Origin of the sequence: Embleya sp. NPDC059237 (genome assembly GCF_042754105.1) — a bacterium.
In the GTDB taxonomy this organism is placed as follows: Bacteria; Actinomycetota; Actinomycetes; order Streptomycetales; family Streptomycetaceae; genus Embleya.
In genome coordinates, this window is the sequence record NZ_JBHZAE010000021.1 from 147,610 (window position 1) to 161,157 (window position 13,548).

The following is a 13,548-nucleotide window of genomic DNA, read 5'->3' on the forward strand; positions in this document are numbered from 1 at the left end:
CGCCCCAACCGCACCGGGACGCACGGGCGCGCTACGCCGGGGGGCCGTCCGGGAGCGAGGACGGGGCCGCGGCGCGCACTCGCACCCACGATCGAGCCGGGCGCGCCGGGGCGTCGCGGGGGAAGGCGAACACGAGGCCGACGGCGGCCACCGCGATGGCCATGGCGGTCAGATATGCGATCCGGAAACCGTCGTCGGAGGGCGGGCCGCCCGGAACGAGTATCGGGTTGTGGGTCATGATCAGTGCGGCCACCTGGGTCCCGACCGCCCCGCCGAGCGCCCGGGCGACGGTGGTCAAGGCGGTGGCGACACCGACCTGTTCGGGTGCCACTGCCGAGGCCGCGACGACGAAGATCGCCGTCGAGCCGGCCGCCGCGCCGATCCCGGTCAGCACCAGTCCGCACACGATCTGCCATGGCTCGTGGTGATAGGCCAGAGTCAGCGCGCCGGCGGCGAGCGACACCATTCCCACGCCGGCGACGGCCCGGCTGCCCACGTGTCGGGCCGCCAGGCCGGCGAGCGGTGAACTCAGCACCGCCGCGGCCAGAGCCGCACAGAGGTAGTAGCCGATCTCGGAGGCATTCGCACCGAGCCCCAGGCCCGTGGCCTTGGGCAGGGCCAGTAGTTGCGGGACGAGGTAGACGACCATGCCGTAGATCCAGCCCTGTGCCACGCCGACGCTCACCGGGCCCCAAGTACCGCGTCGGCGGAGCAGCGTCGGTGCCACCATCGCATGCACGACCCGGTTCTCCACGTACACCCATCCGACGAGGACCACGACCGACGACGCCACCAGGACCAGGCTCGTCGCGGCGCCCCAGCCGTCCTTGGGTGCCCGGTCGAGCCAGATGAACAGCAGCGCCAATCCGACGGCGAGGGTCGCCGCACCGGGCCAGTCGACCCGGGAGGGGCCCGCCTTCCCGCCCGGCCGCGCCACCTCGGACACCGGCGTCCGCAGCCCGGCGGCGGTCAGGTGGAACAGCCCGCCCCCGGCCGCCGCGCACAGTGTCGGGAGGGCGTACATCCAGGCCCGGGACAGCGAATTCGCGATCGGTCCGGCGAACAGCACGCCCGCGCAGTTGCCCGCCGTGATCGCCGCCATGAACATGCCCATCGGCGCCTTCAGCCGATCGGGCGCGTACAGCGAACGCAGCACCACGAAGCCGATCGGGATGACTCCCGTGCCGGTGCCCATCAGGATCTGGCCGACCAGGAACATCGTGTAGGAGTGCGCCGCGGCCGATACGAGGCCACCGCAGGTGACCAGGAACAGTACGCCCGCCATGGTCCGGCGCGGACCGTGGAGATCGGCGAGGCTGCCGGCCAGAGGAGTCGAGACGGCGGCGCTGACGGTCAGCGCGACCGCCCACGTCGCGGCCTTGGCGGGCCTGATGTCCAGATCGCTCTGCAGCATCGGCAACGCGGGAAGGATCAGGCTCTCCAGTGCCGCGACGGCCATCGCCGTGACGGCCAACGCCAGGAACAGGAGGGTGGCGCGTCTTCCGGACGGGGTGTCACCCGTTTCGGCGGAGGCGGTGGCGGAGCGTTTCATTGCGTGGGTCTCATTTCTCTGTGCACGATTCACCCGGTTCCGCGCAGAATCCGCAGGGGAATCCGAGCGAAACCGGAGCGAAATCCATGCGAGTATTCGGATACGCCGAATCGACCCGCGTAACCGCGTGGCTGCGCGGGCGCATGGGACCGAGAACGCGGGGTCGTTCTCGGATTATTGGGACTCTTGCGCCCGGTTCGATATTCGGCAGTCGATATTCGATTCAGACGTTCGGGTAGCGCTCCGCCCACGGGGCGGCCTCTTCGACCTCCGCCGCCAGTCGCAACAAAATGTCGTCCCGCCCCCACCCCGCGGTGAACATCACGCCGATCGGCATACCTCGCGCGCTCCACTCCACGGGCAGGCTCAGGGCCGGAAAGCCGGTCGCGTTGGCCAGGACGGTGTTTCCGGTGAAGGCCGTCATCGCGGCGAGTTCGCCCGCCGGGTCGGCGTCGTCGCGCAGTTCGCCGAGGGTCTGTGTCGGGCGGGTGATCGTCGGGGTGATCACGATGTCCACGTCGGCGTGGTCGAGCGTCCACGCGCGGGCCCGCGCCTGCAACGTGCCGAGTGCCGCGGCCAGTTCGGCCGCCGTGGTCCGGGTCGCGATCGCGCGCAGATGCCGGACGATCGGGCGCAGCAGGGGCTCTGCGCCCGGCGGTAGCAGCAGGCCGCCGGCGAGGGACGCGAAGGCCAGGGTGAACGACTCGGTGAACAGCGGGTCCTCGGCCTGGTCGCGACGCACCACGGTGTGCCCGAGGGATTCGAGCAGCAGCCCGGTACGGGTGATCGCCTCCGCCGACTCGGCGGCCACCGGGCCACCGGAAATCGACCCGTGCGCGACCGCGATCCGCAGGCGTGGGAGCGGCCCGTCGCAGGCCGCCCGGTAGCTGCCCGCCGAAGGCGCCGGGGGATGCACGGTGTTCGCGCCGGGCCGCGAGGCCAGGACGTCCAGGAGCGCGGCCGTGTCGCGTACGGTCCTGGCCAGTGGTCCGCGCGCTGACAGGCCCATGTTGTCGCCGCGGTCGGGGCCGGTGGTGATCAGGCCCCGGCTCGGCTTGAGGCCGATCACGCCGCAGACGCTCGCCGGGGACCGCAACGACCCGGCGGTGTCGCTGCCCTGCGCGAACGGCAACAATCGGGCGCCCACCGACGCCGCCGCGCCGCCACTGCTGCCGGCGGCGCCGCACGCGAGGTCGAACGGGCTGCGCGCGGGCGGGGCGATGTCGGGTTCGGTGTAGCAGGCGGCGCCGAACTCGGGCACCGTGGTCTTGCCGATGTCGATGAGGCCGCCGGCCCGCAGGATGGTGACGATTTCGCCGTCCGCGTCCGGGATCCAGTCCTGGAACACCCTGCTGCCCAAGGTGGTGCGAATTCCGCGCGTCTCCTCGAGGTCCTTGATGCCGATGGGCACTCCGAAGAGCGCGGGCAGCGGCTCGTCGCTCCTGTCGCGCAGGGTACGTTCGGCTCGGCGTGCCGATTCCCTGGCGTGTGTGTCGGCGATCGTGGTGAATGCCCCGACCGTGTCCGCCTCGGCGGCGCGCCGGAGGAAATGGTCCACGACATCCACCGGGGAGGTTTCTCCGGAGGCGATGACGGAACCGAGGTCCAGGGCCGATAGTTCGTGCAATTCAGACATGCGCGGTACACCTCGCTTGGCGTTTCGTTACGCGTATTGTTAGGGTGTTCCCATGGAATCGTCAATGCCGGGTTCGATGAGTGCAGCAGGTGCGTCCGAGCCACCGGGTGGTTCGGGGAGTGGTGCAGCCCGTGGTGCGGCGGGTGGCCCGCCGGAGACGGGGAAGCCGGGTCGGCCCAAGGCCGTATCGCTCGAGGCGATCCTGAGCGCCGCGACCGAGATCGCCGACGACCGTGGACTGGACGCCGTGTCGTTTCGCGTGTTGGGTGATCGGCTGGGCGTGTCGCCCATGGCGATCCATCGCACGACCGGCGGCATCGAGGCCCTGCGTCACACGATGGTCTCGGAGGTGGTCGGCCGGGTGACCCGATCGATCGTGTGGCCCGACGACTGGCAGGGCGTCGTGCGGGTCTTCGCGGAGGAACTGCGCGCGTTGCTGATGCGCCACCCGCTGGTCCTGGAGGCACACCGCAGGGCCGCCCTCGACGCACCGGGCGCGGACGCGGTCGCACACCGCGTCACGGGCGCGTTGCGTACGGCGGGGCTGGACGAGGAGCGCGCCACGTACGCGTACGCGGCCGTCCACGACTTCGTCACGGGGCATGTCGCGATCCGGCTCGGTCGAGGCGAACTCGAACACTACGACGCGTCGCCCGAGCGGCAGGCGGTGTCGGTCTTCGCCCGGTACCACGACTACGCCGAACGTTTCCGGCAGGGCCTCGAACTCCTGATCACCGGTATCGAGTCCACGATCGCCGAGGGACGGCCGGCGGGACGCCCGCGGGGGCGGGCGTGACCATATCCGCGCCGCCGACCCGATTCGCCCCGGCGCCCGGCGGGCGACGCATCGCCTACTGCGTCTACGGCGACCCCACCGGCGTCCCCACGATCTTCGCGCACGGTACACCGGGCAGCCGCTTCCAGGCCCACCCGCTCGACGCCTCGGCAACCGCCGCCGGAGTCCGGTTGATCTGCCCCGACCGGCCGGGCTTCGGGGAGACCGACCCCGTCGACATCGACGATTTCCACGCGTGGGACGGCGACTTCACCGCCCTGCTCGACGCGCTCGAACTCGACCGGGCGTCGCTGATCGGCATCTCGGGCGGCGCCGGCTACGCGCTCGCCGTCGCACAGCGCGTGCCCGACCGGGTCGACCGCCTCATCGTGGCCTGCGGAATGGTCCCGGGCGCCCCCGCCTCCGCCACCCGAGGCCGGCTCCCCGTGGTGACCCTCGCCTACTGGCTGGCCCGGCGCGTGCCGGGCCTGTTGGGCGTTCTCCTCACCCGGCGGGCCTCGGCCCCGACGGATCCGGCGAAGCCACCGGCCGGGTTGCCGGAGTCCGACCGGCTCGCCCTGAACGACCCGGCGACCCGCGCGTCGACGGCACGCGACGCCGAGGCGGCACTGTGCCAGGGGCCCGGAGCGGCCGTCGCCGACATGCGCCGCTACCACCGGGCGTTGCCCGACCCGCTCGGTACGATCACCGCACCGACCACGATCGTGCACGGCGACCTCGACGCGAACGTACCGGTGGGCGTGGCCCGTTGGCTCCACGCACGGCTCCCGACGGCCGAAGTACGCATCCTCCCCGAAGCCGGCCACCTCTTCGCCCTCACCGACCCCACCCCCCTGTGGCGCGCCCTCCTCGATGACACCCGGCGGCAAGGGCCGCGAGCCGTCGGGGAGTTCCAGGCGAACAGCGGTCCCTCCGCAACCGCGGAGAGGTAGTACACGGCCTGCTGCCCCTACACAGTGTCGGGTGCTCTGGGGCGGGTCGGCGCCGAGGGGTTGTGGCGGGGGCCCGCATCCGGCGTCGGTCCGGGGCAGTCCGCCGGGACCGGCTTCGAACGCGCCGTCGGCGTCTGGTTCATCAGGCCCGATTCGTAAGCCGCGATGACCAGTTGGGCTCGGTCTCGGGCGTCGAGTTTGGTGAGCAGGCGGCTGACGTGGGTCTTGGCGGTGGACAGGGACAGGTGTAGGTGGGCGGCGATCTCGGCGTTGGACAGGCCGCGGGCGACCTGGCGCAGGACCTCGCGTTCGCGGTCGGTGACGGCGGCCAGGCGGGTCGGGGCGAGGACGGCCGCCATCGGGCGTTGGGCGAACTCCTCGATCAGGCGCCGGGTCACCCCCGGCGAGAGCAGGCCCTCCCCCGCCGCGACCACCCGGATCGCGGCGAGCAGATCGGCCGGCGGCGTGTCCTTGACCAGGAAGCCGCTCGCCCCCGCCCGCAGTGCCGCGAACACGTATTCGTCGAGGTCGAACGTGGTCAGCACGAGTACCCGCGTGTCCACCGGATCGGGACCCGACAGGGCCAGCCGAGTGGCCTCGATGCCGTCGACCTCCGGCATCTGGATGTCCATCAGGACCACGTCGGGGCGTTCCCGGCGGATCAGTTCCAGCGCCTGCGCGCCGTTGGCGGCCTCGCCCACCACGGTGAGGCCGGGGTCGGAGTCGACGAGTACCCGGAAGCCGGCGCGCACGAGCGCCTGATCGTCGGCGACCACCACGCGAATGCTCATGCGCCGACGCCCAGCGGCAGCCGGGCCGCGACCCGATAGCCGCCGCGCGGACCCGGCCCGGCCTGGAAGTCGCCGTCGTACAGGCCGACCCGTTCGCGCATGCCGATCAGTCCGTGACCCTGCGCCCGGTCGAGGCCCTCGAGGTCGCCGGCGCCCCGACCGGCCGGCCCCGAGCCGTCGTCGGTGATCTCGATCCTGATGTCGGTGTCGCCGTAGTGGATGAACACGTTGCCCCGATCGGTGTCGGCGTGCTTGACCACGTTGGTCAACGCCTCCTGAATGATGCGATACGCCGCGCGATCCATACCCGACGGCAACTCGCGCGGGGTGCCGTCGATGCGGACGTCGACCCGCAGGCCGGCCCGACCGGTCTTCTCCACCAGACCGGGTACGTCCGCCAGACCGGGCGCCGAGTGGAAGCCGTCCCGTCCCCCGACCGGCGGCGCCTCCTCGCGCAACACCCCCAGCAGCGCGCGCAATTCGCGCAGCGCCGCCCGGCTGGTCGTCTCGATCGCGGCGAGCGCCTTGGCCGCCTCGTCGGGCCTGGCCGCGATCACATGGTGGCCGACCCCCGCCTGTACCGCTATCACGCTCATGCTGTGCGCCACCACGTCGTGCATCTCTCGGGCGATCCGCAGCCGTTCCTCGACCAGCGTGCGCCGGGCCCGGTCCGTCTCGTCCCGGGCCCGGCGTTCCGCCTGTTCGCGCAGGCCCGCGTTGTAGGCGCGTTGCCTGCCCATCGTCCGGCCGACGGTCCAAAAGGCGAGCAGTGCGCCCACCTGGCCGAGGATCCAGCTGCTCCACGACGACCAACCACGGTCGACGGAGCTCCCGACCAACGGCGCGAGCGCGACCAGGACGCTGCCGGCGGCGAGCAAGGCGACGGAACGCCACAGGGGTTCGACCAGGCCGACCACATAGACGACCAGCACCAGCGCGATCATCGGCGACTTCGGGAACCCGTACGCCGCCAGTACCGCATAGCCGAGGCACGCGAGTACGAAGGCCGACGCGGCATGCCGCCGGCGCAGCGCCACCGCGGCGGCGAGCGCGATGGCCAGGACGGCGAAGAGCGGCACCGGCACGTGATGCTCGTGCAATCGTCCGAGGCTCGGGCAGATCAACGCGGCCGAGACCACCGCCGCCACCACGTCGAGCCAGGCGAGGTGACGCGGTGTCAGACGTTGGGTCAAGGGCGGGCGGGACTGTTCCACGCCCCGACGCTAGCCCGCCGGGAGCGGGTCGGGCGTCAGTCCTGGGACGGATCACCCGGCGTCCGTCGCGCGACCGACGCGGCCGGCACCCGGCCTCCGTCGGAACGAGTGCGGACCGACGTTCCCGGGCCCGACGCGCGACACCCCCTCGGCGCGACAGCGTTGCGGCCACCGCGGTGCACGGCGATCCGGACCGATCCGAGGCCGCTCCCCCGCCCACTCCCCCACACACCTCCCACACCCGATCCACCCGCACCCCATCCCGTCCCGTCCGATCCCGTCGGACGGCATCCGAGCGAGGACACCCATGACCCACCGAACGCTCGACCCGCCACCCGCCCGGCCGCCGGCCGGATCGCCCTCGGTCCGCACCGGACGGGGCTGAGGCCATGCTGAAGGCAACCCTGCGCGGGTTCCTCGCGCAGCGCGGGCGCATGGTGCTGTCCGGCCTGGCCGTGCTGCTGTCGGTGGCGTTCGTCGCCGGTACGCTCGTCCTCGCCGACACGGTGACCCGGGCCGCAGCCGAGTTTTCGGCGGCCGGCGCGGCCGACGTGACGGTGCAGGCGCCGACCCCGGACAGCGCGGCCGGCCTGCGCAGCGCCGCCCCGGGCGGGCCGCCGACGCTGCCGGTCGACGTGGTCGAGCTGGTGCGCCGCGTGCCGGGCGTGCGCGACGCACGCGCCGCGATCACGGTGGACAACGTCGCGCTGGTGGCCGCCGGCAACCGCCGGGTCGAGGGCGCGGCGGGCGGACCCACGACCGCCGCCGACTGGTCCCCCGACGCGCGCTCACCGGTACGCCTGGCCCAGGGTCGGGAACCGCACGGTCCGAGCGAGCTCCTCATGGACGCCGACTCGGCCCGGCGCGCGCACGTGCGCCTCGGCGATCGGGTACGGGTCGTCGCCGTCCCGGGGAGCTTCGAGGCGGCGGTGGTCGGCATCGTCGCGTATCGCACCGTCGACCCCGGGCACACGTCGGTTTTCCTGGACACGGCCGTCGCGAGCACGCGCCTGCTGGGCGTCCCCGGCGTCGTGACGTCGGTACGGGTGGACGCGGGGGCGGGCGTGACCGACGACGAGTTGGCCGGGCGGATCGAGCGGGCGCCGGGGCTCGGTACGGATGCCGTGGTGCGTACTCGGGCCCAAGTCGCGGACGCGGAGACGGCGGAGACCGCCTCCGGCGTCGAGTTCGTGCGGTCCGCCATGCTCGGCTTCGGCGGGGTCTCGCTGCTCGTGGCCGGCTTCCTGATCGTCAACACGTTCTCGATGCTGGTGGCCCGCCGAACCCGCGAGTGCGGTTTGCTGCGGGCGTTGGGCGCGAGCCGTGCCCAGGTGCGCCGCTCGGTGTACGTCGAGGCGCTGCTGTTGGCGTCGATCGCGTCGGTCCTGGGGTTGGCCGCGGGCATCGGCCTGGCCGCCGGGCTCCGGGGCGCGATCGGCGGCGTGGGGGTGGGTCCGGCGGACGGACCGCTCGTGATCACGGTGCGTACTCCGGTTGCCGCCCTGCTGGTCGGCGTGCTCGGCACGCTGCTCGCCGCGGCGGTGCCCGCGGCACGGGCGAGCCGGGTCCCGCCGATGGCGGCGTTGCGCGACACCGCCGTCGGAGCGGGGTCGGGGTCGGGTCGGCCGGCCCGGCGGCGCGCCGTGGTCGGTGCGGTCCTGGTCACCCTCGGGATGGCGGCGGCGGTGGCCGGCGGACCGTTGGCGATCGTGGGCATCGTGCTCAGCCTGGTCGCCTTCGTGGTGCTGGGGCCGACCCTGGTCCGTACCGTGCTCCCGCCGATCGCGCGGGTCCTGGTGCGCTCCGGGGCGGTCGGGCGGCTGGGGCGCGGCAACCTGATGCGCGACCCGCGGCGGACCGGGGCCACCGCCGCCGCGCTGACCATCGGCGTCGCGGTGGTCGCGGCGACGGCGGTGGTCGCCGCGTCCGCGAGCGGTTCGATGGACGCGCGGATCGATCGCACGCTGGGTGGCGACATCACCGTGCGGAGCGACAAGAGCGGTGCGCCGTTGACCACCGAGGTATCCGACGCGGTCCGGCGCGCGCCGGGCGTGGGTCGGGTGGTTCGGCTGCGCGAGGCCCGGATCGAGGTGCTCGCCGACGGGCGCGCCGACCACGGGTGGGTGCAGGGCGCGGATCCCGAACTCCCGTCGGTACTGCACCGGCGCTCGGCGTCGGGAGCGCCGGCACCCGCGCCGGCGCCGGGCACGATCAGCCTGGGCGCCGGATACGCCCGCGACTTCCACCTGTCGATCGGCAGCGCCGTGCTCCTGCGCGGCCCGACGGGGACGGAACTGACGGTGACCGTGGCCGCGTTGCGCGAACCCGATCCCGCCGGGCAGTCCATCGGCCGCCGGGACGCGCCGCTGGTGGCCCTGGAGACGCTCACCGCGCTCGCTCCGGGTGCGCAGGATTCGATGATCTTCGTCGACGGCGCGCCGGGCACCGACCGCGCGAAGCTCAAGGCCGCGCTGAGGACCGCGCTCGCGCCGTTCCCACAGGCGTCGGCACGGGACCGCGACGAATACAAGCGGCTCGTTCGCGGCGGGATCGACGGCGTGCTCGACCTGGTCTACGCACTGCTCGGTCTGGCCGTGTTGATCGCCGCGCTGGGCGTGGTCAATACGCTCACCCTCTCGGTTGTCGAACGCACCCGGGAAATCGGGCTGTTGCGCGCGCTCGGCACGTCACGCGGACAGATCCGGCGGATGGTCCGCGCCGAGTCGTTGGCGCTGTCGGTGTACGGCACGCTGCTCGGCCTGCTGCTCGGGGTCGGCTGGGGCGTCGTGGCGCAGCGCGGACTCGCGGACCGGGGCCTGGAGGTACTGGCGGTGCCGTGGGCAACCCTGGCCGCCCTGGTCGCGGGGGCCGGCGTGGTGGGCGTGCTCGCCGCGGTGCTGCCGGCTCGTCGGGCGGCCGGTACGGCGGTGCTGACCGCGATCGCGACGGAGTAGGCGACCCGGTCCGGGGGCGGGCCCGATCGCAGGAAGTCCGAAGAGATCGATTCACCGGGAAAAGATTCTCGATAGGGAGGAACCACCGTGCTGCACCGACGACTTCGCCTCGCCTGCCCGGCCTGCGCGTGCCTCGTGCTCGTGGCCTGCGGTACGTCCGGCTCGCCGAACCACACCACCACCCGCACCGCCCACTACGAGGTCGGCGGCCCCGTCCGCAGCGTGGTCGTCGCCGGCGCGGCAGGCGACGTCCGGGTCGGCCGGACCGAGTCCGCGAGCGTCGTGGTCACCGAGACCAAGCGCTTCGGTTCGGCCGAACCCGTCACCGAACACACCCTGACGGACGCGACGTTGACCCTGCGGCAGACCGTCCGCGACGGGGCCCAGGTGTCGTACGAGGTGGCCGTTCCCCAGGGGGTCGCGGTCGAGGCGGTGACGTCGTCGGGCCGCATCACCCTCGTCGGGTTGTCCGGCGACGTGTCCGCGCACACCACCGGTGGTTCGATCGAGGGCAAGGAGCTGACCGCAGGCACCGTCACCGCGAAGGCCGACGAGGACGCGCTCGACCTGTCCTTCGCGAGCCCGCCGGCCCGCGTCGACGCCGACGGCGACACCGCCCGCGTCCGGCTGCCGGCCGACGTCGGATACGTGGTCGACGCGACCAGCGACCGCGGCGCGGTCCAGGTCGAGGTCCCGCGGGACGCCGCCGCGCCGTATCACGTGAACGTGCACACGCGGTCCGGCGACGCGAGCATCCTGCGGGCATCGTGAGCGCCGGCCTCGGATGGCGCATCGGTCAGACGTCCCGGCGCCCCGGCAACCACCCGGCCGTACCGAGGGCGAGCACGAGGTGGACGCCGCAATCCACGGCCACCGTGAGCCGGGGGCGGCCGATAAGGGCATTCGCGCCTATGTGACGCAGGTCACATATTTTGGGTCATACCCATAGCCGTCACCGACCGTGTACGGGATGTCCACACATCGTGCTTCGAAGGGACATCGTCATGCGTCTCCGCAACTTCGTACTCGGGCTCGCCACCGGTGGCGCCATCCTCACCGGCACCGTGCTGGGTGCGGCTCCCGCCCAGGCCGCCCCCGCAACGGTCGCCTGCACCCACCCGTGCCACCCGCCGGCCAGCCCCGGCTACACCTACATCACCGACTACTACTGGGCCAGTGCGTGCAACGACACCGGCAACCAGGGGATCAACGCCCATCGCTGGTCGAGCTACCAGTGCACCGGCGGGGGCCAGTTCGAGAACTACGAACTGTGGGTGAAGTAGCCCTCGAATCCCTCAGGGCCCGCGCCCGGGACGTGCCACCGCCCACTCGAACGCCGTCCCCACCGCCACCGCACGCGGCGGGGACGGCACCGGGTTCCCGGTTTCACCAGCGCCGAACAGGCATCGTCTGCTGAACCGGGCGCGGAGCGCGAGCCACCGATCACGACAAACGGGGGACGTCGACCGGTCGACCGGCCCCACGTCGCGATTCCAGCGCGGCGCCGTTCCCCTCCGCGATCCGGACGACCCGTCCGGCCCGGTCGAACAGCGCCACGAGACACCCGGCGCGCTCCGCGAGCCATGCCAACACCCGTGCGGTGGAGGCTCGTTCGCGGTCCGTCGCCGAGTTCGACGCCGGCGGGGCGGTACAGCGGCGGTGGCCGTGATGGGTTCGATGGTGTGTTCGGGGCGGTCGTGCTGCCGCTCGCCGGGTCGGATCAGGCGGCCGGGTCGGGGACGGACGGAAGGGCGGCCGATCGGGACACGTTGCGCAGCAGGTCGAGGGTGGTCTCCGCCGCCACGAGGTCTTGGGCCCCGAGTCCGATGAGCTTGGCGATGGTGATCTGCTCGCGGTTTTCCCGACCGACGTGCCTGGCCGACAGGAGTTCGCCGATCTCCGCGTGGATGTCGGCCTCGGAGATCGCGCCTTCGGCGATGGCGGCGGCCAGGTCGCCCGCGAATCGTGGCGCGTGCGCGCGGCTGTCGACGGCGATCAGGTCGGCGCGCCGGAAGCAGACCGGGTCCAGTTCGGCCTTGGTGAGGTCGTCCGAGCCGATCGCGGTGATGTGTTGGCCCGGCCTCAACCAGGAGCCCTCGACGATGGCACGCCTGCTGCCGGTCGCGGTCACGATGACGTCGGCGGCGCGTACGGCCCGTTCGGGGTCCTCCGCCACCGACACGGCGAGTCCGGGCGCGTCGTCTTCCAGCGCGGCGCGCAGTGCCCGTGCCGCGTCGCGGTCACGGCCCCACACGATGACCGTGTCGAGGGGCCTGACCATGCGGGTGGCGAGAACCTGGAGGCGGGCCTGCGTTCCGGTGCCAAGGACGGTCAGCACTGTCGCGTCCGGCCCGGCCAACGTCCGGGTCGCCACGGCACCGGCCGCGGCGGTGCGGATATCGGTGAGGTAATGCTCGTCGAGCAGCAACGCGACCAGGTCACCGGTGGCCGCGTCGTGGACGGCGAGGTATCCGCTGTTTCCCGAACGACCGCCTGTCGCCCGGGCGGCGAACCAGGCGGCGACCTTCACGGTGAAGACCGAACGCCCGGGCAGCCAGGCCGACTTGACGTGTACGTCGCCCTCCTCCCCCGCCGGCGCGAATACCGAGATCGGCGCCTCGCCCAGGCCCCGGCTGACGTCGATGAAGGCCCTGGTCATCGGTTGGAGCAGGTCCGCGATCCCGACGGCGTTCCGGATGGACGCGGCGGTGAACACCTCGGGGCTCGGCGCCGCGCCGGCGGCGGTCTCGACTGCGCCCGCCGCGATCACCGTCGCCCCTCCGCCGGCAGGGTGCACAGCGTGCCGGTGCCCACCGGGGTCACCGTGCCGCCGACGGTCACCCGCTCGACGTCGTCCGGCCGACCGTACGCGGTGATCGTGATGGCGCTGGGCCGCCCCACGAATCGTCCCTGCTCCAGGGTCAGTCGACGACCGTCGACGGCGTGCCCGTGGCGCAGCAGATACGCGGCCACGCAGCCCGCGGCGCTTCCGGTCGCGACATCCTCCTGGACGCCGTCGTTGTTCCAGTGCCTGCCCTGGAGGGAGTCGACGTCGAGCACATAGACGAACTCGGCCCCGAACACGGCGATGAACGCGTCGAAGTCCGGGATGTCGATCCGCGCCCTGCCCAGTACCTCGGCGTCGCGCACCGGCACGATCAGGTAGCGCAGGCCGGTGGAGTGCACCTCCGTCGGCAGGTCCGCCCGGAGGTCGTCCTTGCTCAGACCCAGCGAGCGGGCGACCGCCGCCCGGTCGATGGCGTGTTGATCGGTGACCAGTTCGGGACGGCCCTGGTCGAGCAGGGCGAACACCCTGCCCGTGTCGTCGCCTCGGGTGTTGACCCGTACGGTCCGGGCGGGCAGTACGAACGTCCACAGGAGTTCTGTGCCCGGGCCGACCGGGGCGCCCAGGTGGAGCACCGCCGCGGCACCGATGACCGGGTGCCCGGCGAAACCGAGTTCCTCCATCAGGTCGAACACGCGCGCGTGGTGCACGTCGCCCACTCGGGTCACGAAGATCGACTCGAAGTGTCGAAGCTCCTGGGTGATCCGGAGCATCCGGTCCGCCGACAGCGGGGGCGGATCGACGAAGACGGCGAGACTGTTGCCCGTGTAGGGCTGTTCGGCAAATACGTCCACATGGTGGTAATCGACGAAAGAGGATGCCATGTGG

General features: G+C 72.7%; 11 protein-coding genes. 5 read left to right on the top strand and 6 right to left on the bottom strand.

Going from position 1 to position 13,548, the window contains the following annotated elements; translation table 11 throughout:
• Positions 1-31 precede the first annotated feature (31 nt).
• Entirely contained in the window at positions 32-1,552 is a 1,521-nt protein-coding gene (locus tag ACFXKZ_RS43680) for an MFS transporter (RefSeq protein WP_380010818.1), read from the bottom strand.
• A 223-nt stretch (positions 1,553-1,775) separates the two neighbouring features.
• Positions 1,776-3,188, bottom strand: coding sequence for an amidase (locus ACFXKZ_RS43685; RefSeq protein WP_380010821.1), 1,413 nt, complete (start codon positions 3,186-3,188; stop codon positions 1,776-1,778).
• Positions 3,189-3,435: 247 nt separating this feature from the next.
• Here ACFXKZ_RS43685 and ACFXKZ_RS43690 point away from each other — a divergent pair, with 247 nt between their 5' ends.
• Positions 3,436-3,984 (top strand): TetR/AcrR family transcriptional regulator C-terminal domain-containing protein, encoded by a 549-nt coding sequence (locus ACFXKZ_RS43690; RefSeq protein WP_380010824.1) that lies wholly within the window; start codon positions 3,436-3,438, stop codon positions 3,982-3,984.
• Positions 3,981-4,916, top strand: a complete 936-nt coding sequence (locus ACFXKZ_RS43695) for an alpha/beta fold hydrolase (protein WP_380010827.1) — start codon at positions 3,981-3,983, stop codon at positions 4,914-4,916. Before ACFXKZ_RS43690 ends, ACFXKZ_RS43695 begins: the two co-directional genes overlap by 4 nt.
• A 17-nt stretch (positions 4,917-4,933) precedes the next feature.
• On the opposite strand, the gene ACFXKZ_RS43700 is transcribed toward ACFXKZ_RS43695, so the two are convergent.
• Entirely contained in the window at positions 4,934-5,707 is a 774-nt protein-coding gene (locus ACFXKZ_RS43700) for a response regulator (RefSeq protein ID WP_380010830.1), read from the bottom strand.
• A complete protein-coding gene (locus tag ACFXKZ_RS43705) occupies positions 5,704-6,921 on the bottom strand; it encodes a sensor histidine kinase (RefSeq protein ID WP_380010833.1) in 1,218 nt (405 codons plus the stop codon). The genes ACFXKZ_RS43700 and ACFXKZ_RS43705 overlap by 4 nt, the downstream gene beginning before the upstream one ends.
• A gap of 389 nt (positions 6,922-7,310) precedes the next feature.
• Here ACFXKZ_RS43705 and ACFXKZ_RS43710 point away from each other — a divergent pair, with 389 nt between their 5' ends.
• The 3 genes from ACFXKZ_RS43710 to ACFXKZ_RS43720 all read left to right on the top strand — a co-directional run bounded on the left by ACFXKZ_RS43710 (position 7,311) and on the right by ACFXKZ_RS43720 (position 11,158).
• Complete coding sequence (locus ACFXKZ_RS43710) at positions 7,311-9,875, top strand: ABC transporter permease (RefSeq protein ID WP_380010836.1); 2,565 nt, start codon at positions 7,311-7,313, stop codon at positions 9,873-9,875.
• Positions 9,876-9,962: 87 nt separating this feature from the next.
• The gene (locus tag ACFXKZ_RS43715; protein ID WP_380010839.1) at positions 9,963-10,646 is read left to right on the top strand and encodes a hypothetical protein; all 684 of its coding nucleotides are present in this window, start codon (positions 9,963-9,965) and stop codon (positions 10,644-10,646) included.
• A gap of 233 nt (positions 10,647-10,879) precedes the next feature.
• Complete coding sequence (locus ACFXKZ_RS43720; protein ID WP_380010842.1) at positions 10,880-11,158, top strand: hypothetical protein; 279 nt, start codon at positions 10,880-10,882, stop codon at positions 11,156-11,158.
• Positions 11,159-11,595: 437 nt separating this feature from the next.
• Here the strand turns inward: ACFXKZ_RS43720 and ACFXKZ_RS43725 are convergent, their stop codons facing one another.
• Together ACFXKZ_RS43725 and ACFXKZ_RS43730 are read right to left on the bottom strand one after the other, a co-directional pair.
• Positions 11,596-12,645 carry an ornithine cyclodeaminase family protein gene (locus ACFXKZ_RS43725; RefSeq protein WP_380010845.1) on the bottom strand — a complete coding sequence of 350 codons (1,050 nt, stop codon included), beginning with the start codon at positions 12,643-12,645 and terminating at the stop codon, positions 11,596-11,598.
• Positions 12,642-13,544: a PhzF family phenazine biosynthesis protein gene (locus tag ACFXKZ_RS43730; RefSeq protein WP_380010848.1), complete on the bottom strand. Its 903-nt coding sequence runs from the start codon at positions 13,542-13,544 to the stop codon at positions 12,642-12,644. Before ACFXKZ_RS43730 ends, ACFXKZ_RS43725 begins: the two co-directional genes overlap by 4 nt.
• Positions 13,545-13,548 lie beyond the last annotated feature (4 nt).

Excerpts from the sequence above, each read along its gene's own strand:
- ACFXKZ_RS43680 (WP_380010818.1), bottom strand. The coding sequence starts at position 1,552 with ATGAAACGCTCCGCCACCGCCTCCGCCGAAACGGGTGACACCCCGTCC.
- ACFXKZ_RS43685 (WP_380010821.1), bottom strand. The coding sequence starts at position 3,188 with ATGTCTGAATTGCACGAACTATCGGCCCTGGACCTCGGTTCCGTCATC.
- ACFXKZ_RS43700 (WP_380010830.1), bottom strand. The coding sequence starts at position 5,707 with ATGAGCATTCGCGTGGTGGTCGCCGACGATCAGGCGCTCGTGCGCGCC.
- ACFXKZ_RS43710 (WP_380010836.1), top strand. The coding sequence starts at position 7,311 with ATGCTGAAGGCAACCCTGCGCGGGTTCCTCGCGCAGCGCGGGCGCATG.
- ACFXKZ_RS43720 (WP_380010842.1), top strand. The coding sequence starts at position 10,880 with ATGCGTCTCCGCAACTTCGTACTCGGGCTCGCCACCGGTGGCGCCATC.
- ACFXKZ_RS43730 (WP_380010848.1), bottom strand. The coding sequence starts at position 13,544 with ATGGCATCCTCTTTCGTCGATTACCACCATGTGGACGTATTTGCCGAA.